20 protein-coding genes are annotated in these 21920 nt (G+C 77.4%); 9 read left to right on the top strand and 11 right to left on the bottom strand.

All coding sequences use genetic code 11. The features are described 5' to 3' along the window. Window positions 1–160: 160 nt before the first annotated feature. From MN205_RS21340 to MN205_RS21345, 4 genes are read right to left on the bottom strand one after another with little or no spacing between them, the layout of a single operon-like run. Window positions 161–1195, bottom strand: a complete 1035-nt coding sequence (locus MN205_RS21340) for a zinc-binding dehydrogenase (RefSeq protein ID WP_242123234.1) — start codon at window positions 1193–1195, stop codon at window positions 161–163. Window position 1196: 1 nt separating this feature from the next. After that, window positions 1197–2603 carry an adenylosuccinate lyase gene (purB, locus tag MN205_RS00485; protein WP_242123236.1) on the bottom strand — a complete coding sequence of 469 codons (1407 nt, stop codon included), beginning with the start codon at window positions 2601–2603 and terminating at the stop codon, window positions 1197–1199. 48 nt (window positions 2604–2651) lie between these two features. After that, window positions 2652–3236, bottom strand: coding sequence for a molybdenum cofactor biosysynthesis protein (locus tag MN205_RS00490; protein WP_242123238.1), 585 nt, complete (start codon window positions 3234–3236; stop codon window positions 2652–2654). Further along, window positions 3233–4012, bottom strand: a complete 780-nt coding sequence (locus tag MN205_RS21345; RefSeq protein ID WP_242123240.1) for a fructosamine kinase family protein — start codon at window positions 4010–4012, stop codon at window positions 3233–3235. Before MN205_RS21345 ends, MN205_RS00490 begins: the two co-directional genes overlap by 4 nt. A gap of 149 nt (window positions 4013–4161) precedes the next feature. Here MN205_RS21345 and MN205_RS21350 point away from each other — a divergent pair, with 149 nt between their 5' ends. Continuing rightward, entirely contained in the window at window positions 4162–4455 is a 294-nt protein-coding gene (locus MN205_RS21350; protein WP_242123242.1) for a hypothetical protein, read from the top strand. Beyond that, window positions 4452–6056 (top strand): hypothetical protein, encoded by a 1605-nt coding sequence (locus MN205_RS00505; protein WP_242123244.1) that lies wholly within the window; start codon window positions 4452–4454, stop codon window positions 6054–6056. Before MN205_RS21350 ends, MN205_RS00505 begins: the two co-directional genes overlap by 4 nt. Before the next feature lie 31 nt (window positions 6057–6087). Here the strand turns inward: MN205_RS00505 and MN205_RS00510 are convergent, their stop codons facing one another. Next, window positions 6088–6621, bottom strand: coding sequence for a flavin reductase family protein (locus tag MN205_RS00510; protein WP_242123246.1), 534 nt, complete (start codon window positions 6619–6621; stop codon window positions 6088–6090). A gap of 229 nt (window positions 6622–6850) precedes the next feature. Here MN205_RS00510 and MN205_RS00515 point away from each other — a divergent pair, with 229 nt between their 5' ends. The 4 genes from MN205_RS00515 to MN205_RS00530 all read left to right on the top strand — a co-directional run bounded on the left by MN205_RS00515 (window position 6851) and on the right by MN205_RS00530 (window position 11695). Further along, window positions 6851–7897 carry a histidinol-phosphate transaminase gene (locus tag MN205_RS00515; RefSeq protein ID WP_374115799.1) on the top strand — a complete coding sequence of 349 codons (1047 nt, stop codon included), beginning with the start codon at window positions 6851–6853 and terminating at the stop codon, window positions 7895–7897. Window positions 7898–8171: 274 nt separating this feature from the next. Beyond that, window positions 8172–9317 (top strand): pyruvate dehydrogenase (acetyl-transferring) E1 component subunit alpha, encoded by a 1146-nt coding sequence (gene pdhA / locus MN205_RS00520; protein WP_242123250.1) that lies wholly within the window; start codon window positions 8172–8174, stop codon window positions 9315–9317. Further along, on the top strand, window positions 9317–10300 hold the full coding sequence (locus tag MN205_RS00525; RefSeq protein WP_242123252.1) for an alpha-ketoacid dehydrogenase subunit beta: 984 nt from the start codon (window positions 9317–9319) through the stop codon (window positions 10298–10300). Before pdhA ends, MN205_RS00525 begins: the two co-directional genes overlap by 1 nt. An 81-nt stretch (window positions 10301–10381) precedes the next feature. Then, a complete protein-coding gene (locus tag MN205_RS00530; RefSeq protein ID WP_242123253.1) occupies window positions 10382–11695 on the top strand; it encodes a dihydrolipoamide acetyltransferase family protein in 1314 nt (437 codons plus the stop codon). Window positions 11696–11781: 86 nt separating this feature from the next. On the opposite strand, the gene MN205_RS00535 is transcribed toward MN205_RS00530, so the two are convergent. Continuing rightward, complete coding sequence (locus MN205_RS00535) at window positions 11782–12723, bottom strand: SDR family oxidoreductase (protein WP_242123257.1); 942 nt, start codon at window positions 12721–12723, stop codon at window positions 11782–11784. 61 nt (window positions 12724–12784) lie between these two features. Between MN205_RS00535 and MN205_RS00540 the strand changes: the two genes are divergently transcribed. After that, window positions 12785–13750 (top strand): YafY family protein, encoded by a 966-nt coding sequence (locus MN205_RS00540; protein ID WP_242123259.1) that lies wholly within the window; start codon window positions 12785–12787, stop codon window positions 13748–13750. Window positions 13751–13843: 93 nt separating this feature from the next. Here the strand turns inward: MN205_RS00540 and MN205_RS00545 are convergent, their stop codons facing one another. Together MN205_RS00545 and MN205_RS00550 are read right to left on the bottom strand one after the other, a co-directional pair. Beyond that, window positions 13844–14686 (bottom strand): CoA ester lyase, encoded by an 843-nt coding sequence (locus MN205_RS00545; RefSeq protein ID WP_242123261.1) that lies wholly within the window; start codon window positions 14684–14686, stop codon window positions 13844–13846. Window positions 14687–14831: 145 nt separating this feature from the next. Next, the gene (locus tag MN205_RS00550; RefSeq protein ID WP_242123263.1) at window positions 14832–15788 is read right to left on the bottom strand and encodes a DUF5937 family protein; all 957 of its coding nucleotides are present in this window, start codon (window positions 15786–15788) and stop codon (window positions 14832–14834) included. A gap of 56 nt (window positions 15789–15844) precedes the next feature. Here MN205_RS00550 and MN205_RS00555 point away from each other — a divergent pair, with 56 nt between their 5' ends. Next, window positions 15845–17113 carry an MFS transporter gene (locus MN205_RS00555; protein ID WP_242123265.1) on the top strand — a complete coding sequence of 423 codons (1269 nt, stop codon included), beginning with the start codon at window positions 15845–15847 and terminating at the stop codon, window positions 17111–17113. A 24-nt stretch (window positions 17114–17137) separates the two neighbouring features. Here MN205_RS00555 and MN205_RS00560 read toward each other — a convergent pair whose 3' ends face one another. From MN205_RS00560 to MN205_RS00570, 3 genes are all read right to left on the bottom strand, one after another. Continuing rightward, window positions 17138–18361 (bottom strand): glycosyltransferase, encoded by a 1224-nt coding sequence (locus tag MN205_RS00560; RefSeq protein ID WP_242123267.1) that lies wholly within the window; start codon window positions 18359–18361, stop codon window positions 17138–17140. Between the two features lie 105 nt (window positions 18362–18466). Next, window positions 18467–19642, bottom strand: coding sequence for a Gfo/Idh/MocA family protein (locus MN205_RS00565; RefSeq protein ID WP_242123269.1), 1176 nt, complete (start codon window positions 19640–19642; stop codon window positions 18467–18469). Further along, complete coding sequence (locus tag MN205_RS00570) at window positions 19639–20523, bottom strand: PmoA family protein (protein ID WP_242123270.1); 885 nt, start codon at window positions 20521–20523, stop codon at window positions 19639–19641. Before MN205_RS00570 ends, MN205_RS00565 begins: the two co-directional genes overlap by 4 nt. Window positions 20524–20706: 183 nt before the next feature. On the opposite strand from MN205_RS00570, the gene MN205_RS00575 reads away from it, so the two are divergent. Then, entirely contained in the window at window positions 20707–21912 is a 1206-nt protein-coding gene (locus tag MN205_RS00575; RefSeq protein WP_242123272.1) for a hypothetical protein, read from the top strand. Window positions 21913–21920: the final 8 nt, after the last annotated feature.

A 21920-nucleotide genomic window follows, 5' to 3' on the forward strand; every position in this document is an offset into this window, starting at 1 on the left:
GTGAGGTGGTGAAAGGCCCTGTGTTCCCTGCTGTGGTGGGGGGTGCAGGGCCTTTCACGCGTTCAGGGCCATCTCGTGGCCTTCGCGGCGCCCCCTCCCGGGGGCGAACACCGAGCACGGCGGGCGCGGCTTCCACGTCACGGGCCCCGCGGGCGCGGGGTCAGGGTCGCAGCACGGTGATGCCGGCGGTCTCCGAACGCTCCAGCTCGCTCAACGCCCGGGGACCCGCCTCCAGCGGGAGTTCGCGGCCCACCAGGCGGTCCAGGGGGAAGGTGCCTGACGTCACCAGCGACATGAGGCGCGGGTAGTCGTGGGCGGCCATGCCGTGACTGCCGAGCACCTGCAGCTCCAGCGCGATGACGCGGTCCATCGGCACCGAGGCCCGGCCCGCCGCAGCCGGCAACAGCCCCACTTGCACGTGGCGACCCCGGCGACGCAGGCAGCGCACCGACGTCTCGCACGTCGCTGGCGAGCCCACCGCGTCGATCGACACGTGAGCACCGCCGCCGGTGAGGTGTTCGACCGCGGTCGTGACGGAACCGTCGGCGGGGTCGACCACGTGTTCGGCCCCGAAGGCCAGGGCCAGCGCCCGGGCGGCGGGAGACAGGTCCGTGGCGACGACCCGCGCACCAGCGGCGGCGGCGAGCGCCACCGCCGACAAGCCCACGCCGCCGCAGCCGTGCACGGCGACGAACTCACCCGGGCGCACCCGGCCCACGTCCGAGACCGCCCGGAACGCCGTCGCGACCCGGCAACCCAGCGCCGCGGCCGCGCCGGCGGGCAGGTCGTCGCGCAGGTGGACCAGGTTCACGTCCGCGTGGTCCAGGGCCACCAGCTCGGCGAACGACCCCCAGCCGGTGAAGCCGGGCTGCGTCTGCGCGCGGCACACCTGCTGCTGCCCGGTGGCGCACTCCGGGCAGGTGCCGCAGGCCGTGACGAACGGGGTGGTGACCCTGTCCCCGGGACGCCAGCCGCGCACGTCCGCACCGACCGCCACGACGGTGCCGGCCAACTCGTGACCGGGCACGTGCGGCAGTTCCACGTCCTCGTCGTGCCCCTGCCAGGCGTGCCAGTCGCTGCGGCACACCCCCGTCGCCTCGACGGCGACGACCACCCCGTGCGGGGCGGGCACCGGGTCGGGGACCTCCGCCACGCGGGGGAGGACCCCGAACTCCTCGACGAGGACGGCGCGCACCTCAGGCGCGCGGCTCGTCGAGCACGTCCACCAGCGCGGAGGCGTCGCCGGTGTAGTCGCCCGGCGTGAGCAGCGACAGGCGCGCGGCCTCGCCGTCCGGCAGTCCCAGGTCCGCGACGAACTCGCGGAGCTTGGACTGGTCCACCCTGCGGCCGCGGGTGAGCTCCTTGAGCCGCTCGTACGGCTCGGGCAGCCCGTGCACGCGCATCACCGACTGCACCGCCTCGCCCAGGACCTCCCACGTCGCGTCCAGGTCGGCTGCCAGTGCGGCGGGCACCGCGTCCAGGCCGGCCAGGCCCTTGCGGGCGTTCTCGATCGCCAGCAGGGAGTGGCCGAAGGCGACACCGATGTTGCGCTGCGTGGAGGAGTCGGTGAGGTCGCGCTGCAGGCGGGAGGTCGTCAGCGTCTCCTCCAGCACCCGGAACAGCCCGCCGGAGACCTCGAGGTTGGCCTCGGCGTTCTCGAAGCGGATCGGGTTCACCTTGTGCGGCATCGTGGAGGACCCGACGGTCCCCTGACCGCGCACCTGCGCGAAGTAGCCGTAGGAGATGTACGTCCACACGTCGGTGCAGAGGTTGTGCAGCACCCGGCCGAAGCGGGAGACGTCCGCGTACAGCTCGGCCTGCCAGTCGTGGGACTCGATCTGCGTGGTCAGCGGGTTCCACGTCAGGCCCAGGGACTCCACGAACGCCTTCGACACCGCCGGCCAGTCGGTGCCGGGCACGGCGGTGCGGTGCGCGGCGTAGGTGCCGGTGGCGCCGTTGAACTTGCCGAGGAACTCCGCGCGGCCCACGCGGGACAGCTGGCGGCGCAGCCGGTGCGCGAGCACGGCGAGCTCCTTGCCGAGCGTCGTCGGCGTCGCGGGCTGGCCGTGGGTGCGGCTGAGCATCGGCAGGTCGCGCAGGTCGTGCGCCATCCGGGCCACGTCGTCGGTGAGACCGGTGGCCGCGGGCAGCCAGACCCGGTGCACGGCGTCGCGCACCATGAGGGCGTAGGAGAGGTTGTTGATGTCCTCACTGGTGCAGAACAGGTGGACCAGCTCGGCCACGTCGGTCAGCGACGTGCCCTCGAGGCGCCGCTTGATCCAGTACTCCACGGCCTTGACGTCGTGGACGGTGACGCGCTCGATCTCGGCGAGCTCCTCCACGGCTGCGGCGTCGAAGCGCAGCGGCAGCGTGCGCAGCAGCGCCACCTCGTCCCCGGTGAGGCGGCGCACGCCCGGCACGACGTCGTGCGTGCCGAGGTGGATGAGCCACTCGACCTCGACGTGGACCCGGCGCCGGTTCAGCGCCGCCTCGGAGAGGTGCTCGGCCAGCGGTGCGACGGATCGGCGGTAGCGGCCGTCGAGGGGGCCGAGGGCCGGTTCTCCGAGGCTGGCGGGGGTGAGGTCCACGTCGGCTGCGGTCACGGCGTCATGGTCCCACGGCCGCGGGCGCCGCCCGCGCGTGCGCCGGGCTCAGGGCAGGGGCGTGCGGCGCAGGACGGCCTCGCCGGCGCGGGAGGGGTCCAGCGGCACCGGTGAGCGCAGCACGGCGGGCCCGCGGGACAGGCGGCCGTCGATCAGCGGCGTGCAGCGCAGGCCGCCGCGCCCGCGCAGCGCCCGATGCGCACCGTCGGCGACCACGCGGTCCATCCACGCGCACGGGTTCGCCGGCCGCCCGCCGCGGAAGCGCACCGACCCGGTGGCGGTGACCAGCTCGAACTCGTGCCCGCGCAGCGGGTCCAGCTCGGCGCCGCGCACGACGAGGTTGCGCCGCGCCAGCAGCGGGTCCGGCACCGCGGGCAGCCGCAGGTCCGCGGCGACCGCCTCCCACGCCTCGATCGCGAGGAACGTCACGGCGGCGTCCATGTGGGCGGCCTTGCCGAAGAACCGGTCGCCGCGCACGCCCTTGCCGGCCACCACCTCCACCTCGCCGAGGTCGTGGGTGGGCACGTCGGCGGCACCGTCCCGCGGGCGGCCGAAGTAGGCGTGCTCCGGGGAGACGAGCAGGTGCACCAGGTCCACGGGGTGCTCGAACAGCGCTGCGGGGGGCGCGTTCACAGGGCCAGCGCCCGCTCGGCGGCTCGCACGGCCTGCGCGCCGTAGCCGCCGCCGAACAGGGCGGCGTGCACGAGCAGCGGGTGCAGCTGGTGCAGCGGCACCCGCTCGCGCCAGCCGTCGGCGGTGCCCGCCGCCTCGGTGTACGAGGCGAGCACCCGGTCCAGGTGCGGCAGCCCGAACAGCGCCAGCATCGCCAGGTCCGTCTCGGGGTGGCCGCCGTGGGCGGCGCAGTCGATGAGCACCGCGCCGCCGGGGGACCACAGGACGTTGCCGGACCACAGGTCCCCGTGCAGGCGGGCGGGTCGCCCGGCACCGGCCACGAGCGCTTCGTCGCCGTCGGCGAGTCGCGCGCAGACGCGCTCCACGAGCGCGGCGCCCCCGGCGTCCACGGCGCCGTTCTCGCGGGCGGTGCGCAGGTACGGCTCCAGCCGCCGGGCCGCGTAGAAGGTGCCCCAGGGCTCGGGCGACGGGCTCATCGGCAACGGCAGCGACGCGATCCAGGCGTCGCCGGTGACCCCGGGGGGAGGGGCGCCGAAGCGGTCGGCGCCGGCGGCGTGGGTGGTGGCGAGGTCGCGCCCGAGGGCCTCCGCGGCCGCCGCGGAGGCGGGCACCTCCTCCACGCGGTCGAGCACGAGCGCGTCCGGGCGCACCTCGCGCACGGGGCAGACGGCCGCACCGCCCGCCTCCGCCAGCCACGCCAGGCCGGCGGCCTCGGCCGCCAGCGCTCCCGGTGGCGCCGAGCCCGCCCGCTTGAGGAACTCCCGTCCGCTTCCCACGCCCCCATGCTCGCCCGGCGCTCCACAAGCCGGCCACCGGGCCGGTCCTCCACAGGGGGTGCCCGCGGGGCCGGTGCCGGGCGAGGCCCGCCCTAGCGTCCCGGCGGGACGAGCACCGGCCGCAGCCGGCCGGAGGAGGAGGAGCGGGCGTGGGAGCGGGACTGGGCGAGGAGCGGTTGGCGGAGCTGGCGCGGGAGGTCGCCCGGGCCGGCTCCCGGGTGCAGGAGGTCCACGCCCGACTCGTCGGGGTGGACGGCGTCGAGTGGGACGGCGCGAGCGCCGCGGCCTTCCGCTCGCGCCTGGCGGAGCTGACCCGCGGCGCCGGGGCCGTCGCCGCGGCGTGCGAGGAGGCCGCCGGCCGCCTCGCCGCCCACCGGGCCGCCGTCGCGGCGCTCGGGGTCGCGACCGCCCCCGGTGCGGGCCCCCTGGCGGGTGCGGCGTGAGCGGTGCCCTGACCGTCAGCGCGGGCGCCGTCGCCGTCGACCCGGACGTGCTGGACGCCGCCGCCGGCGTGCTGGCGGGGGCGGCGGCGGACGTGGTCGCGTGCGGCGCGGACCTGGCGGGCGTCGCGCTGGACCCCGCGCTGCTGCTGAGCGTCCCGCTGGCGCCGGCCACCGGGGTCCCGGCGGGGCGGGCGCTGGGTGAGCTGCTGCTGGGGCGGGGGGCTGCGGCGCCGCTGGCGGCACGGGTGCTGCTGCTCGCGGGGCTGCTGCGCACGGCGTCGCTGCGCTACCGGGTGGGTGAGGAGGCCGTGGCGGCCGTCGTGCAGGTCGCGCGTCGCGCCGCCGCCGAGGTCGTCGTGGGAGCCGCACCGGCGCTGGCGGCCGGGGCGGCGGGCGCGCTCGCGGCCGACGTCGCGCTGCGCACCGCGCAGGCGCAGGACGCCGTGCTGGTGCGGGCGCTGGCTCAGGTCGCCGCCACGGGTGAGGTGGACCTGGAGGCGCTGGCGGTGATCGCGGCGGAGGAGCACGGCGCCGTCGACGACCGCGTCCGCGCCGACGTCCAGCGGGTGGGGCTGCTCCTCGCGCGGCACCCGTGGCTGGTGCAGGAGGCCGTCGCCACCACGCCCGCGGTGCTGGGGGCCGCGTCCGGGCGGGTGCCGGCGCTGGGGGTGGGGCTCACCGTGCTCGCCCCGCAGGTGCTGCAGCCGCACGCGGGGGCGACGGAGCTCGCCGGGGTCTTCACGGCGCTGGGGGCGTTCGGGCCGCTGTTCCGCGAGACGGCGGTGCGGGTGGTGCCCGCCGCGTCGCGGGCCGTGCCGACCCGGCCGCCGCGGGGCATCGCGGAGGTCCTCGACGGGGTGGCGCACCAGTCCACCGGCTTCGCCCCGCACGGCCCGGCGGGCTCCGTGGGCGACCGTATGCCCCCGGCCGGCACGCCGGAGCCGGGGACCGTCCGGCTGGAGCGGGTCACGGGCGCGGACGGGCGGCGGGCGTGGATCGTCGAGGTGCCCGGCACGCAGGACTGGACACCGCTGCCGTCGGCCGGTGGCACCCCCATGGACCTGACGACCAACCTGCGGGCCGTGGCCGGTGAGCCCACCGCCACCGCCGCGGCCGTCGCCGAGGCGATGCGGCGGGCCGGTGTCGGGGCGGGGGAGCCGGTGATGCTGGCCGGGCACAGCCAGGGCGGTCTGACCGTGGCGGCCCTGGCCGCCGACGAGGCGTTCCGCGCCCGCTACCTCGTCACCCACGTGATCACCGCCGGCTCGCCGGTGGACGGCATCGAGGTGCCGGAGGAGGTGCGGGTGCTCTCCCTGGAGCACACCGGGGACGTGGTGCCCGCGCTGGACGGGCGTGCCGCGCAGGCGTCGGGCTCGCGCACCGTGGTGCGGCGCGACGTGGGGGAGGACCCGGACTTCGCCGCGGACGTCGCGAAGGACCCGCTGACGTCCCACGGGTGGCGCACGTACCTGGACACCGCCGCGCTGGTGGACGCCAGCACCGACGAGGCCCTGGTGGCCTACCGGTCCTCCGCGGCGGCCTTCCTCGACGCGCCCGGGGCGCGCGTCGACGTCTTCGACTACCGGGCGGAGCGGTCGTGACCACCCGCCGCCGGGAGCCGCCGGGAACCGGTCAGGAACCGGCCCGCGGGGTCAGGGCGCGGAAGGAGGAGCCGTGCCAGACGAGCGGCTCGGTGTCGGGGGCGGTGCCGGTGGCGTGCACGCGCAGCAGGACGACGTCGTGGTCGCCGGCGGGGACCTCCGAGTGCACGCTGCACTCCATCCACACCGGTGCGCCGTGCACGAGGTGGGCGCCGCCGGCCGTCGTCGTCGTCGCGATGCCGGCGAAGCGGTCGGCCGCCCTCGAGGCCAGCTGCCGCGCCGCGCCGTCGTGGGCCTCACCCAGCACCGACACCCCCAGGCGGGGCGCGGCGCGCAGCCTGGGCCAGCTCCGGGAGGTGTGCTGCACGGCGAACAGCACGAGCGGCGGGTCCAGGGAGATGCCCACCTGGAAGGAGGAGGCCACCAGCACCACCGGCTCGCCGTCGACGACCGCGGAGATCGCCGCCACCCCCGACGGGAACAGCGCGAACGTGGAGCGCAGCACCGAGGGGTCGTCCTCGACGTCGACCATCTCCGGGGTCGGCTCGGGGCTGCCGTCGCGCATGGGGACCGTCCAGCTGCTCGTGGTGGGTGCGGGGCGGGTGGGCGCACGGGCCGGACCCTGGGCCGGCCGGGACGCTGCCGCCAGGCGACCGTACCCGCGCACCGGCGGGCGCGCCCGCCGCCCCGGTGGGGCCGTCCGGGTGCGCGGTCCGGGGAGCGCGGTCCGGTCCTAAGCTGGCCGCGTGCCGACCTCCAGCGCCGCCGAGCTCCTCCCGCGCCTGCGGGCGAACATGGCGCGGGTGCCCGCCTACGTGGCCGGCAGGCCGCCCGCCGTGCGCGAGGGCGTGGAGGTCTTCAAGCTCTCCTCCAACGAGAACCCGTACCCGCCGCTGCCGAGCGTGCTGACGGCGATCACCCGGGCGGCCGCCGAGGTCAACCGCTACCCCGACCCGGCGGCGCGGGCGGTGCACGAGGCGGTCGGGGCGCGCTGGGGCGTGGCGCCCGAGCGGCTGGTGGCGGCCACCGGCAGCGTGCGGCTGCTCGCGCAGCTGGTCGAGGTCACCTGCGAGGCCGGCGACGAGGTCGTCTTCGCCTGGCGCTCGTTCGAGGCGTACCCCATCGCCGCGAGCATCGTCGGTGCCACGCCGGTGCCGGTGCCGCTGACGGCCGACGCCCGCCACGACCTGCCCGCGATGCTCGCGGCCGTCACCGAGCGCACCCGGCTGGTGCTGCTGTGCTCGCCGAACAACCCCACCGGCCCGGCGATCCGCTCCGGTGAGCTGGCCGACTTCCTGGCGCGGGTCCCCGGGGACGTGCTGGTCGTGCTCGACGAGGCCTACCGCGAGTTCGTGGACGACCCGGACGTCCCGGACGGCGTGGACCTGCTGGACGCCCACCCCAACGTCGTGGTGCTGCGCACCTTCTCCAAGGCGTACGGGCTGGCCGGGCTGCGTGCCGGGGTGGCTGCGGCCCACCCGGAGGTGGCCGCGACGCTGCGGCGGGCGGCGACCCCGTTCGGGGTGTCCGGCATCGCGCAGGCGGCGGTCGTGGCCTCCCTGCAGCAGGCGGCCGAGGCCGAGCTGATGGAGCGGGTCGCCGCGCTGGTCGCCGAGCGGCACCGGGTGGCCGACGGCCTGCGCGAGCAGGGCTGGGAGGTGCCCGACGCGCAGGGCAACTTCGTGTGGCTGCCCAGCGGCGAGCGCACGGCCGCGCTCGTCGACGCCTTCGGCGCCGAGGGGCTGTCCGTGCGCGGCTACGGCACCGACGGGGTGCGCGTCACCGTCGCCGAGACGGCGGCGAACTCCCGCTTCCTGGACGTGGCGGCCCGCCTGCGCTGACGCGCCGGTCTCGACCCGGCAGTCGCACCGCCGCTCTCGCCGTTCCCGCTCCGGCGCGGCGAGCCGCGGCCGACGAGCGCCTGCACCTCGTGGCGGAACAGGGCGTTGGCGACGCCCCGGGTCGGCAGCTGGCTGCCCGGGCTCGTCCGTGGGGCGGCGCACGCCTCGTGCTCAGACCTACCCTCGCGTAAGGTACGGGGCCGTAAGGTACGGAACCGTAGGTTGGCGCGGTGCGTCGAACCGCCACCAGGACCGTCCGACGGAGGAGGAGCACGTGACCGACGCAGCGGCCGGCCCGGCCCGCGGCGAGGAGATGGTGCAGCTGCTGGACGCCACCGGCGCCCGGCGCGCGCACCCGGACCACGACGTGCACCTGGAGCCCGCCGAGGCGCTGGAGGTGCTGCGGGACCTGGTGCTGCTGCGCCGCCTGGACGCCGAGGCCGAGGCCCTGCAGCGGCAGGGCGAGCTGGGCCTGTGGGCGGGCAGCCGCGGCCAGGAGGCCGCGCAGGTCGGCGCCGCACGCGCCCTGCGCCGTCAGGACCACGTCTTCCCCAGCTACCGCGACCACGGCTTCCTGCTGGCGCGCGGGGTGGACCCGCTGCACCTGCTGAGCCTGTTCCGCGGTGTCGACCACGGCGGCTGGGACCCCGTGGAGCACGGCGTGCACCCGTACACGCTCGTCATCGCCGCGCAGATGCTGCCCGCCGTCGGCTACGCGATGGGCGTGCAGCGCGACGGCGCCGTCGGCACCGGTGACCCCGCCCGCGACACCGCCGTCGTCGCGTGCTTCGGCGACGGCGCGACCAGCCAGGGCGAGGCCGCCGAGGCGCTGAACTGGGCGGCCGTCTACAACGCGCCCGTGGTGTTCCTGTGCCAGAACAACCAGTGGGCGATCTCCGAACCCGTGCGCCAGCAGTCGACCGTGCCGCTGCACCGTCGCGCCGAGGGGGCCGGCGTGCCGGGGGTCCTCGTCGACGGCAACGACGTGCTGGCGGTGCTCTCGGTGGTCCGTTCCGCGCTGGAGCGCGCCCGCTCCGGCGGTGGCCCCACGTTCGTCGAGGCGTACACGTACCGGATGGGCGCGCACACCACCGCCGACGACCCCGGCCGCTACCGCGACGCCGCCGAGGTCGACGCCTGGCGCGAGAAGGACCCGATCGACCGCTTCCGCGCCCACCTGCGCGCCGAGGGCGTGCTCGACGACGCCTTCGAGGAGCGGCTGGCCGCCGAGGCCGACGCCTTCGCCGAGCGGCTGCGCGCCGGGGTGCAGGACATGGCCGACCCGGAACCGGCGTCGATGTTCGAGCACGCCTACGCCGAGCCGCACCCGCAGGTCGTGGCCGAGCGCGACGAGTTCCTCGCCGCCTGGGCCCGCCACGAGCAGGACGAGCAGCACGCCACCGCCGGGAGGGACCGCTGATGGAGCGCATGCCGATCGCCAAGGCGATCAACGCCGGCCTGCGGGCCGCGATGGAGCGGGACCCGCGGGTCCTGCTGATGGGGGAGGACATCGGCCGCCTCGGTGGCGTCTTCCGCGTCACCGACGGCCTGCAGAAGGACTTCGGCGAGGACCGCGTCCTCGACACGCCGCTGGCCGAGGCCGGGATCGTCGGCACCGCCCTCGGCATGGCGCTGCGCGGGTACCGGCCGGTGTGCGAGATCCAGTTCAACGGTTTCGTGTACCCCGCGTTCAGCCAGATCGTCACCCAGCTGGCGAAGCTGCGGGCGCGCTCGCGCGGCCGGCTGTCCGTGCCGGTGGTGATCCGCATGCCCGCCGGCGGCGGCATCGGCTCGGTGGAGCACCACTCCGAGAGCCCCGAGGCGCTGTTCGCGCACGTCCCCGGTCTGCGCGTGGTGTACCCGTCGAGCGCCCACGACGCGTACTGGACGGTGCAGCAGTCCATCGCCTCCGCCGACCCGGTGCTGTTCCTGGAACCGGAACGGCGCTACTGGGAGAAGGGCGACGTCGACACCGCCCTGGCCCCGGGTGAGGTGACGTCCCTGCACCGGGCGCGCGTGCTGCGCTCCGGCACCGACGCCACCGTCGTGGCGTACGGGCCCACGGTGAAGCTGGCGCTGGACGCCGCCGCCGAGGCCGCCGAGGACGGCACGCAGCTGGAGGTCGTGGACCTGCGCTCCATCTCCCCGTTGGACGTGGACACCGTCACGGAGTCGGTGCGGCGCACCGGCCGGCTCGTCGTCGTGCAGGAGGCGCCGCTGTCCCACGGCACCGGTGCGGAACTCGCCGCGCAGGTCACCGAGCGGTGCTTCTACTCCCTGGAGGCGCCCGTGAAGCGGGTCGGCGGGTACCACCTGCCGTACCCGGCGGCGCGGGTGGAGGAGCACTACCTGCCCACGGTGGACCGGGTGCTCGACGCCGTGGAGCAGGCGCTCGCCGCCTGAGGTGCACCCCGCACCGACGGCGCCCCGGGGACCCCGGGCGCCGAGAAGACCGACGAACCCGAAGAACCCGAAGGGGACCCTGTGCACCAGCGGTTCGCCCTGCCCGACGTGGGTGAGGGACTCACCGAGGCCGAGATCGTGTCGTGGAAGGTCCGGGCCGGCGACACCGTCGCCGTGAACGACGTCCTCGTCGAGATCGAGACCGCCAAGTCGCTCGTCGAACTGCCCAGCCCGTACGCGGGCACCGTCGTGCAGCTGCTGGCGGCCGAGGGCAGCACCGTCGAGGTGGGGTCGGACATCGTCGTCATCGGCGACGCCGCGGCCGGAGCGGAACCCGCCGGGCCCGCGGTACCCGCCGAGCCCGCGGAGCCCTCCGGGTCCGCCGCCTCCGGGGGGGCGGTGGGCGAGGAGTCCTCGGGCGCGACGCTCGTGGGCTACGGCACCCGGGAGAGCACCGCCCGCCGCCGCCGCGCCGCTCCCCCCGCCCCGCGGCCGGAGCAGCCGCAGGCCCCCGCCGCCCCGGCGAGCGGCCCCGTCCTGGCCAAGCCGCCGGTGCGCAAGCTCGCCCGCGACCTCGGCGTGGACCTCGCCGACGCCACCCCCACCGGCCCCGGCGGGACCGTCACCCGCGCCGACGTCCTGGCCCTGGTCCCGTCCGCACCCGCGGAACCGGCCCGCCGCGAGGACCGGCACGAGCGGGAGCGGCACGTGCCGATCCGCGGCGTGCGCAAGGCCACGGCCGCGGCGATGGTGGAGAGCGCGTTCTCCGCCCCGCACGTCACGGTGTTCACCACGGTCGACGCCACCCGCACGATGAAGCTGGTGCGCCGCCTGAAGGAGGACCCGGAGTTCGCCGGGGTGCGCGTCTCGCCGCTGCTGCTGGTGGCGAAGGCGCTGCTGGTGGCGGTGCGTCGCAACCCCGACATCAACGCGACCTGGGACGGGGACAACCAGGTGATCGTGGTGAAGAACTACGTGAACCTCGGGATCGCGGTGGCCACGCCGCGCGGGCTGCTCGTGCCGAACGTCAAGGACGCGGACGAGATGACCCTGAAGCAGCTCGCCGTCTCCCTCGGGGAGGTGGCCGGCCGGGCCCGCGACGGCAAGGCGCAGCCGGCCGACCTGGCCGAGGGGACCATCACCATCACGAACGTGGGCACGTTCGGCATCGACACCGGCACCCCCATCCTCAACCCGGGGGAGGCCGCGATCCTGGCCGTCGGCAAGATCGCGCAGAAGCCCTGGGTCCACAAGGGCAAGGTGAAACCCCGCTACCTGGCGACGCTGAGCCTGTCGTTCGACCACCGGATGCTCGACGGGGAGAGCGGCTCGCGGGCCCTGGCCGACATCGCCGCCGTCCTGGAAGATCCCGCACGGGCCCTCACCTGGACATGAGGAGGTTTCCCCGGAACCCCACCGGGCAGGTGCCCGGCCGGAGGACGACGAGGGGGAACGGGGGTGCCTGACCGGCGCCACCGGGTTCAGCGGTACCCGGTGGTGTCCGCGGGGCGGCCGGCCAGCAGCACCTCCGCGACGTACCGGTACCCGTCCGGGCGGCTTCCGTCGACGTCGTCGATGCCGTACTCGCGCGCCAGGGAACCGGAGTCCAGGGTGCGGCCGGAGAACCTCGACCGCTGCCGGTCGGTGGCCAGCGCCGCCACGCACCGGCCCGTGAAGGTCGGCGACTCCGAGATGGCGAAGTGGGGTTCCTGCGCCAGGGCGTCGCGCCAGTTCTCCTCCGTGACGCCGAACCCCTCGAGCATCGCCTCCGAGCGGAGCCACCCGGGTGTCAGCGCGACGGCGGTGCAGCCGTGCGGGGCGGTCTCCGCGGCCAGCGCCACCGCGAGCGGGTGCGAGGCGGCCTTGGCGACGTGGAACGCCAGGGTGGTGCCGGTGCGGTAGCGGGAGTTGTGCTCGGCGGTCCCGTCCGTCATCACCACCACGAGGCCACCGGGTTCCCGCAGCAGCAGGGGCAGCAGCGCGTGCGCGGTGACGACGTGCGACTCGATCCCCAGCCGCAGCATCCGCAGGCTCGCGGCCAGGTCGTGCTCCCACACCGGCGCCCCCCACGTCATCAGGTGGTCGCCGCCCCAGACGCCGTCGACGAGGACGTCGAGACGGCCGTGCTCGGCGTCCACCCGCGCGGCCAGCGCCTGCACCTGCGCGGGGTCGAGGTGGTCGCAGCGCACCGGCACGCCGCGGCCGCCGGCGGCGTCGACGAGGGCGGCGGTCTCCTCGATCGTCTCGGGGCGGCCCACCTCGGAGCGGGCGGCGGCGCTGGAGCGGCCGGTCACCCACACCGTCGCCCCGGCACGGCCGAGCTCGACGGCGATCGCGCGGCTGGCGCCGCGGGTACCGCCCGCCACGAGGGCGACGCGGCCGGTCAGGTCGGGCGGGGTCCACGGGGTGCTCTGCTCGCTCATGCGGCCACCCTCGCGCCGAACCCTGACAGGTGCCGTCAGGGTTCCCGGGCAGGATGTGCCCGTGCGGTCCGAGAGGCTCGTGGCCCTGCTGTTCCAGCTCCAGCGGCGCCGCGCGGTGACGGTGCCGGAACTGGCGCGCGACCTGGGCGTGTCGGTGCGCACCGCCCACCGGGACGTGGCGGCGCTGCGGGAGGCGGGTGTGCCGATCTGGAGCGAACCCGGCCGCGGCGGCGGCGTGCGGCTCGTCGACGGCTGGCGCTCGCACCTGGACGGGCTGACGTCCAGGGAGGCGGTCGCACTGCTCACCCTCACCGCTCCGCCGGCGCTGGCCGCGCTGGGGCTGGACGGGGCGGTCGCCGCGGCGCACGCGAAGGTGAGCGCCACCCTGCCGGAGGAGCTGCGCGAACGCGCCGGTGCCCTGGCGCAGCGGTTCCACCTCGACGCACCCGGCTGGTTCCGCGCCCAGGACGACACCCCGGAGCTGACGGTGCTGGCGCGGGCGGTGTGGGAGCAGTCGCCGGTGCGCCTCGCCTACGGCCCGGTGGGGACCGGTTCCGAGCGGACGCTGGAACCGCTGGGCCTGGTCCTCAAGGCCGGGGTCTGGTACCTGGTGGCGTCCTCGCAGGGGAGGGTGCGCACCTACCGGGTGGCCCGCGTCCGCGGGGCGGAGCTCCTGCCGGGGCGTTTCGAGCGGCCGCGGGGTTTCGACCTGGCCGCGTGGTGGGCGGCGTCCTCGGCGCAGTTCGAGCGCTCGCTGGGGGGCGTGGTCGTCACCGCGCGACTGTCCGCGCGGGGGTGGCGGGCCCTGCCGTCGGTCCTCGGCGAGCAGGTGGCGGCCGAGGCGCTGGCGGGCGCCGGGGAACCGGACGCCGCGGGCTGGTGGACGGCCCGGTTCACCCTGGAGGAACCCGCGGTCGCGGCCGGGCAGTTGCTGGCGCTGGGCGCGGACGTGGTGGTGCTGGGACCGGCCCGGGTGCGCGAGGAGCTCGCGGGCCTCGCCCGCCGCGTGCTGGAGGCGCACAGCTGACCTCCGGAGGGGGCTCGCCGCCCCCACCCGTTCGGCCTGCCGTTCCGGGACGGGAGGCCCCAGCTCGGCGGCCGGGGGCCGCCGCCCCGCGCCTCACAGCGGCTGGATGCCGAACGCCTCGGCGAGCTCCAGGATGCGCCGGGCACGGCCCAGGCGGGGCAGGTCGGAACCGTCGCGGACCACGCCGCCGTTCTTCTCGAAGTTCTCCACCACGTCGCTGGCCCAGGTGGCGTCGGTGGCGGTGGGGCTCATCACCTCGTTGATGACGGGGGCCTGGTCGGCGTCCAGGCACAGCTTGCCCATCATCCCCAGGGACACGGCCACCGAGGAGTTCTCCCTCAGCTCCGGCAGGCCGCCGCCGACGGTGGGGCCGTCGACCGGGCCGGGCAGCCCACCGATGCGGCTGGCGACGACGAGGCGGCTGCGCGGGTACGCCATCGCGAGGTCGTCGGCGCTGGCGCCGGTGTCGCGGCGGTAGTCGCCGGAGCCGAACGCGAGGCGGAACGCACCGCGCGCGCACGCGATGGAGCGCGCCTCCTCGATGCCGAGGGCGGACTCGACGAGCGCCACCACGGGGGTTTCCCCGCCGAGGGCCTCGGACGTGGCGGTGACCTGCTCGCCGGCCTCCGTCTTGGCGAGCACCACGCCCAGCAGGTTCGGCGTGCCGTGCAGCTGCTCGACGTCGTCGCGCCAGTGGGGGGTGGTGACGTCGTTGATGCGCACGAACGCGCGTCCGCCGGCGCGCAGCCACGCGACGACGTTCTCGCGGGCGGTCTCCTTGCGGCTGGGGTCGACGGCGTCCTCGACGTCGAGCACGACCTGGTCGGTGCGGGAGCGGGCCGCGGTGTCGAACAGCTCGGGGCGGGCGGCGTTCACCAGCAGCCACGTGCGCGCGTACCGCGGCTCCACCACGTGGGTCGTCCGGTCGGTGCTCATGTCCGTCTCCTCACCCGGCTGCAGCCGGCTCCCGCTCGCCGGCCCCACCGCCGGCACCAGCACCGCACCGACCGTAGCGGCCGCCGCGGCGGGTCCGTGCCCGCCGGCGTCCCCGGGCGACCGTGAGATGGGGCACGCCGGCGGGTCACCCCACGAGGGCGTCGCCCAGCTCCGATCGCCGGTACACCACGGAGCGCCCGTGCCGCTCGGAGTCCAGCAGGCCGGTGGCGCGCAGCGCCCGCAGGTGCTGGTTGACCGCCGGCACGGTGACGCCGCGGCGCGCGGCGAGCTCGGTGGAGGAGGCCGGTGCGGCGAGCTCGGTGAGCAGCTCGGCGCGGGTGCGGCCCAGCAGGTCCGCCAGCGCCGCGGGGGCCGGTGGGCGCCGCGGCCGCCACAGGGTCCCGACGCCGCGGGCGCCGTACATGAGGACGGGGGCCTCGGCGGCGGAGACGGGTGTGGAGGCGCGCCGGCAGAACACCGACGGCACGAGGGTGAGGCCGTCGCCGGCGGTGCTGCGGGTGTACTCCACCGGGGAGCGCAGCCGCACCTCCACGACGCCGTCGGCCAGGCGGACCCCGTCGGCCAGGCCGGCGAACATGCGGGCGCTGCCGTGCTGGACGGTCTCGCGGGCGCGGTGGGTGACGTCGGCCTCCAGCAGGGCGCGCAGGCGCGGCCAGTGGGCGGCGAAGCAGGCGTCCCAGTAGCCGCGCAGCGCGGCGACGGCGCGGCGCAGCACGGCGGCGGGCGGGCCGGTCAGCGCTGCGGGGACCCGGCCGTCGTGCAGGTGCGCGAGCTCCGCGGCCAGCGCGCGCGGGTCGGCGGCGGCGAGCGCGTCGAGCTGCTCGTCGACGCGGGTCAGCGGGGAGGTGGGGCGGGGGGTGAGCAGGTCGGGCGTCCACAGCAGGTCGTTGGTGAGCGCCAGCAGCGCGGCGGAGTCCAGCTCGTCGCGCGCGGCGTCGACCTCGTGCAGCCACGGCAGGTGCAGCGGGTAGCGGCCGGGGTCGCGGAACGAGCGCAGCGACAGGGTGAGCTCGTTGAGGGGGGAGACGGCGAAGCGCACCTCGCCGAGGTCCATGCCGGTCAGCTCGTAGCGCACGACCATGGAGTCGGACGCTACATCGTTGGAGGGGGGCGGCTGGCTCCTGGCACAACGGGGCCGTGCCCGTGCCGTCCTCCCTCACCGCTGCCCTGCGCCCGGCCGACCCGATCGCCCGCGCCCTGACCACCTCCACCGCCGCCGCTTCCGCCGCCAACGGCGTCTTCTACAGCGTCAGCGCCCTGTTCTTCACCGGCGTGGCGGGGCTGCCGGCCACCACCGTGGGCCTGGGGCTGACGATCGCCGGGGCGGTCGGCGTCCTGGCGGCCCTGCTCGCCGGGCGGCTGTGCGACGCGGTCGGCGCCCACAGGGTGCTGGCCGTCGCCACGGCCGGGCAGGGTCTGGCGCTGCTGGCCTACGCGCTGGTGCGCGACCCGGTGGCCTTCACGCTCGTCGCCTGCGCCGCGGTCGGTTGCCGCGCCGTGCAGGGCACCGCGCGTTCGGCGGTGCTCGCGGGGGCCTTCCCGGGCCCGGAGCGGGTGGCGGTGCGCGCCCGGCTGCACGTGGTGGTCAACGTCTCCATCGGCCTGGGCACCTGCGTCGCCGCGCTGGCGCTGCTGGTGGGCACCGCGGCCGCGTACTCCGCGGCCCTGGTGGGCACCGGGCTGCTCACCCTGCTGGCGTGCGCGCCGCTGCGCACCCTGGCCGGCCGGGTGGCCGCCCCGCCGCGGCGCGGGGGGAGCGGGGTGGGCGCGGACGCGGGGCGCTCCCCGCTGCGCGACGGGCGCTACCTGGCGCTGACCGCCCTGAACGCCGTGGTCGGCCTGCACTTCGGCCTGCAGACGGTGGGGGTGCCGCTGTGGATCGCGGCGCGCACGGACGCCCCGGCGGTGACGGTGTCCCTGCTCATGGTCCTGAACACCGTGCTCGTGGCGTCCCTGCAGGTGCGCGCCTCGCGCGGCACCCACCACGTGCCGACCGCGGCGCGGGCGGTGGCGCTGTCGGGTGCGCTGCTGGCGCTGGCGTGCGCGCTGTACGCCGCCTCCGCGGCGGGCGGCGCGCTCGTCGCCGTGGCGCTGCTGGTCCTCGCCGCCCTCGTGCACGCCCTGGCGGAGGTGCGCGGGGAGGCGGGGGCGTGGGGGCTGTCGTTCGAGCTGGCCGACCCGCGCCGGCCGGGCGCCTACCAGGGGGTCAGCCAGACCGGGTACTCGCTGAGCGCGGCGGCCGCCCCGCTGCTGGTGACCGCGACCGCCGTGGACCACGGCGCCGCGGGCTGGGCGGTGCTGGCGGTGCTGTTCGCCGGCGCCGGCGCGGCGGTGCCGCTGGTGGTGCGCTCCGCGCGACCGGCGGGTCCCGCCGGTCCCGCGCCGGCGGTGGTGGCGGCGGGCTGAACCGCCCGCGGGCCGCCGGCGCCGTCAACGGCTGACCCCACCGCCCCCTGCGCGCACCACGCGCTCCAGCACGCGCAACGCCTCCTCGGCCCCGCGGTCGGTGCGCACGGCGCGCGCGACCTCCTGCGCCGTGCGGTGGCAGGCCTGCGCCTGCGCCACGGCGGCGGTCAGCGGGGCGGTGTCGAGGTGGCGGGGGCGCACCGGCCGCGACGCCAGCCCGCGCCGGTGCAGCAGCGCGGCCCAGAACGGCTGGTCCGCCGTGAACGGGACGACGACCGAGGGCACCCCGGCCCGGGCGACCGCGTGGACGGTCCCCGCCCCGCCGTGGTGCACCGCGACCGAGGCCCGGGGCAGGACGGCGTCGTGGGGGACGGCGGGGACGGCGAGGACGTCCGGGGCCCGTTCCCCGCGGGGCTGTTCCAGGCCGCCCCACCCCGTCACGAGCAGGGTGCGCAGCCCGTGCGCCCGGGCGGCCGCGACGACGGCGCGGGCGCGGTGCACCGGGTCGCCGGCGGCCATGGACCCGAAACCGGCGTACAGGAACGGCCCCGCGTCGAGGAACTCGCGCACCGCCGGCCCGGGCTCCGGCGAGCGCCCGGGGGAGGTCCAGGCACCGGTCGTGACGACGCTCGCCGGCCAGTCCGCGGGCGGGGGCAGCAGGTGGGGGCTGACCGGCACGAGCGAGGCGGCCGCCGGGGACGGCGCCCGCCCCGCGCCCGCGCCGCCCAGGGGTGCGCAGGCCTCGGCCACCTCCCGCGCGAACAGCCGCGCGGCCGCGGACGCCGCGCGGTAGGTGAGCGGGTTCAGCGGCCCCAGGTCCCGGGCGGTCGTCCCCGGCATGGGGAAGGCGCGCGTGGGCGTGAGCGTCGGCACCGTCTCGACGACGACGTGCGGGACGCCGACCGCGTCCGCCGCGCGGGGGGCGGTGAGGACCTTGGGGTGGTGCACGACCACGTCGGGCCGGTGCTCGAGCACCGCCCGGACCGCGGACGACAGCATCCGCCGCATCCCCGGCCGCACCGTCGTCCGCACCGCGCGGGCAGCGGCGAGGGGTGAGACGCCCTGCGCGCCCACGAGCCGCGAGAAGTCGACGCCGAGCCCGAAGGCGTCCACGTCGGCCAGCCCGGCCACCGCCTCGTCGGGCACGCCCAGGGCGACCTCGGCGCCCGAGCGCACGGCGTGCCGCGCGAGCGCGGCGAAGGGCTCGACGTCGCCGCGGGTCCCGGCGGTGAGCAGCAGGAGCTTCACGGGGTTCCTCCGGGAGGCGTCGCGGGGAGCGCCGGGCGGCCGCCCGGCGCTGCCGACCAGGCTTCCCGGCGCACCGCGGCACAGCCTAGGCAGGTCCCGCCGCGCTCACCGCGTCCAGGGCAACCCGAGCTCGCTGAAGGTGGAGCGCTCGCGCAGGGCGGTCGCCACCGCCTCCTCCACCCCGGTCAGCCGCCGCCCCTCGTCGCCCCCGGGCAGTTCCAGGCGCTCGAAGAACCCCTCGGCCACCGGCCTCGGCGCCGGGCCGGTGACGACGGCCTCCAGCACGCGCGTGAAACCGCCCGAGTCCGCCAGCGGCGAGAGCAGGGGCGTGCCGTGCGCCCGGGCCGCGAGCAGGTCCGTCAGCAGGTCGGTGCGCCCGTGCCGGGTGACCAGCGGCGGCCGGCCCGGCACCTCCTCCACGACCGTGTCGAGCGTGTAGTAGAGGGTGATCCGGCCGGACGTGCCCTCCACCGCGACGAACGGCTCGCCGCGCTCGGCCGCGCACAGCGTCACCGCGACGAGCAGTTCGTGCCCGCCGGCCAGGTGCACCCGGGCGGTGGAGGTGTCGTCGGCCTCGATGTCGTGGACGTGGAACAGGTCCGTCTCCACACCGGTGACGTCCTCGGCGCGCTGCGCCCCGGCCACCGCGAGGGCGCTGGCGACCGCGTGCGCGAGCGGGTTCGTCAGCGCCCCGTCGGCCACGACGCGGCCGTCGAGGTGGCGGTGCCCGGCCCAGCGGGCCCGCTGGTAGTAGGCGCGGGTGCGCACCCAGCACCCGGCTGCGGAGTACCCGGTGACCTCGCCGACCCGGCCGTCGGCGACCCGCTGCCGCACGTGCTGCACGGCCGTCGAGCCCAGGCTCTGGAACCCCACCTGGCACAGCCGGCCGGCGGCCTCGACGGTGGCGTTCAGCTCGGTGAACTCCGCCGCGGTCGCGGTGGGGGGCTTCTCCAGCAGCACGTCCGCGCCGGCGCGCACGGCGGCGGTCGCCAGCGCGGCGTGCGTGTGGATCGGGGTGCTGAGCACCACGACGTCGGGGGCGCCGTCGCGCAGCAGGTCGCCGAGGTCGTGGTGCCGGCGGGTGCCGGCCGGCAGGTCCGGCAGGTCCTCCAGGCGCGGGTCGGCGACCGCCGCCAGCCGCAGCCGTCCCGCCGCGTCGGCCGCGAGCGCGCGCTCGAGGTGGCTGCGGCCGTGGCCGTTGACGCCGACCACGGCCACCGACGGCGGGGCGGCGGGCGGGGCGGCCGTGCCCGCCGGTGCCGGGGACGTGGTGGTGCTCACGCGTCCACCCCCGTCGCCAGCAGGCCGAGCGCCGCGGCGCGCGCCGCCCCCGGGGCGGGGGCGGGTCCGTCGGCGACGAGCACGCTCAGCCGCACGCGCAGCGGTTCCTCCGGGCCGACCTCGCGGCGCGCGTCGAACGCCAGGGCGGGGCCGAAACCCGTGTACTCCTCGGTGCGCACGAACCACGGCAGCGCCTCGCCGTGCTGCACGGCCAGCAGCCACGCGCCGGGCGCGGTCACCGCCAGCCACGGCGAGCGCGACCCGTGGGCGTGCGCGGTGCCGGTGCCGCCGGCGACGAGGGTGCCTGCGCCGTCGAAGGGGGTCCGCCAGAACCAGCCGCCGTAGAACGCCCCGGGGCGCCCGTTCGTGGCGGGGCTGCCGACGGTGAGGGGGCGCGGGGCGTGCAGCACGGACGTCCAGTCCAGGCGCCAGCCGCCGGGGGCGGCGACGGCGCGCAGCCGGCGTTCCTCGCGGAGCTGCTCGCGCCCGGCGCGGTCGCACCAGGTGACGAGCTGGCGCAGGGCGCCGGCGCCGTCGCCGTCCTGGTCCACGACGTGCTGGGCGCCGTGGTTGCCGAGCATCGTGGAGCCCTTCCCGCGCACGTGGGTGCGCCCGCCCCAGTGGCTGGTGCCGTCCACGTCGGGCACGGCGAGCCCGACGCCGCGGTGGTGGCGGTGGTCGGCGGGGGCGCTGTCGCTCACCGGGGTCCCCGCGAGCGTGCGCACGGGGTGCAGGTGCGGGCGGGGGGAGTCGGTCGCCGGCATCGCGGAGCCGTCGTCGAGCGTGGCGACGACCGTGCCGGCGACGGTCAGCGCCACCGGTGGCGGGGTGGGGTGGGGGGCGGTGCGGGCGAGGGGGGCGGCGGGGCTGTCGGTGCTCACGGCGCGACCTCCCCGGGCGCCGGGGGCGGAGGGGTGGAACCGTGCGACGTCATCGTCGGTGGCATGGCCCGACCCTACCGGAAACCGCTTACCTGGGGGAGTTCCCCACGTCCTGCCCGGTGGGTACGGTGCCGGGACCGGATCGCCGGGGCCGGCGGTCGCGAGGACGAGGAGGTGCCCGCGGTGGGTTCCGGGACCACGACGGGGCGGGGGAGCGGTGCGCCGGCGCCCGCCCCCGCCGCGCTGGGGCGCCTCGGCGCCTTCGACGGGCTGGTGGAGGTGCTGGAGCGCTCCTGGCCGCTCTTCGGCGCCGACGAGCCCGGCGGCGAGGAGGTCTCCCGGCGGCTGCGCGCCGCCGTCGGCCTGCCGGACGACGAACCCGACCCCGCGGTGCGCGTGGAGGGCACCTGGACGCGCGACGGCCTGGACGGCACCGAGCTGAGCTGGGACGCCGGGTTCGGCCCCCGCGCGGCCGGCCGGCTGCTGCGCCCCGCCGGGGAGGGCGGCCCGCTGCCCGGGGCCCTGGCGCTGCACTGCCACGGCGGCGTCAAGCGGTTCGGCCTGGACAAGCTCGCCGACGGCGCCTCCGGGCAGCCGGCCCACCCGCTGCTGCGCGACGTGCGCGAGCAGCTGTACGACGGGCGGGCCGTGGCCGAGGACCTCGCCCGCACCGGGCGGTCCGTGCTCGTGCACGACGGCTTCGGCTGGGGCAGCCGGCGCCTGCCGGTGGAGGCGATGCCCGAGCGCGGCGAGCGCACCGCCCGCCTGGAGCTGGACGCCCGCCGCGCCGCCGGCGAGGCCCTGGACGACGAGGCCCTGGAGTACGACGTGCACGCCGGGCCCGCCGAGGACGCGGTCGCCAAGGCCCTGGGCGTGCTGGGCACCTCCTGGGCGGGCCTGGCCGCCCGCGAGGACCTGCTGGCAGCCCGCGTCCTCGCCGCCCACCCCGGCACCGCGCCCGGCGGGGTGGCGCTGCTGGGCCTGTCCGGCGGCGGGGCCCGCGCCGCCACCGCCGCCGCCCTGGGCGCCCCCGCCTCAGCCGTCGTCGTCACCTGCATGGTCAGCACGCTGCGCGAGGCGCTGCCGGAGCACCTGCACCGGCACACGTGGGTGCTGGTGACACCCGGTCTGGGCCGGGTGGGGGACTGGCCGGACGTGGTGGCCGCGCGGGCCCCGCTGCCCCTGCTGGTGCAGGCCGGTGCGCACGACGAGCTGTTCCCGCCCGCCGGGGTGCGCCGCGGCGTGGAGCGCATCGCCGCCCGCTACGCCGCCGCCGGTGCGCCGGGCGCCTTCACCGCCTCCGTGCACGAGACGGGCCACCGCTTCGACGCGGCGATGCAGCGCGAGGCGTTCGCCTGGCTGGACGGCGTGCAGCGCGGCCCGGGCTGAGCGGGCCC

The organism is Kineococcus sp. TRM81007 (genome assembly GCF_022669155.1).
In the GTDB taxonomy this organism is placed as follows: domain Bacteria; phylum Actinomycetota; class Actinomycetes; order Actinomycetales; family Kineococcaceae; genus Kineococcus.

What these genes read in the sequence shown, in the direction of transcription:
- MN205_RS00510 (WP_242123246.1), bottom strand. Translation starts at nt 6,621, where the DNA reads ATGCGCGACGGCAGCCCCGAGCCGACCCCGGAGATGGTCGACGTCGAG.
- MN205_RS00515 (WP_374115799.1), top strand. Translation starts at nt 6,851, where the DNA reads ATGGCGCGGGTGCCCGCCTACGTGGCCGGCAGGCCGCCCGCCGTGCGC.
- MN205_RS00525 (WP_242123252.1), top strand. Translation starts at nt 9,317, where the DNA reads ATGGAGCGCATGCCGATCGCCAAGGCGATCAACGCCGGCCTGCGGGCC.
- MN205_RS00535 (WP_242123257.1), bottom strand. Translation starts at nt 12,723, where the DNA reads ATGAGCGAGCAGAGCACCCCGTGGACCCCGCCCGACCTGACCGGCCGC.
- MN205_RS00545 (WP_242123261.1), bottom strand. Translation starts at nt 14,686, where the DNA reads ATGAGCACCGACCGGACGACCCACGTGGTGGAGCCGCGGTACGCGCGC.
- MN205_RS00550 (WP_242123263.1), bottom strand. Translation starts at nt 15,788, where the DNA reads ATGGTCGTGCGCTACGAGCTGACCGGCATGGACCTCGGCGAGGTGCGC.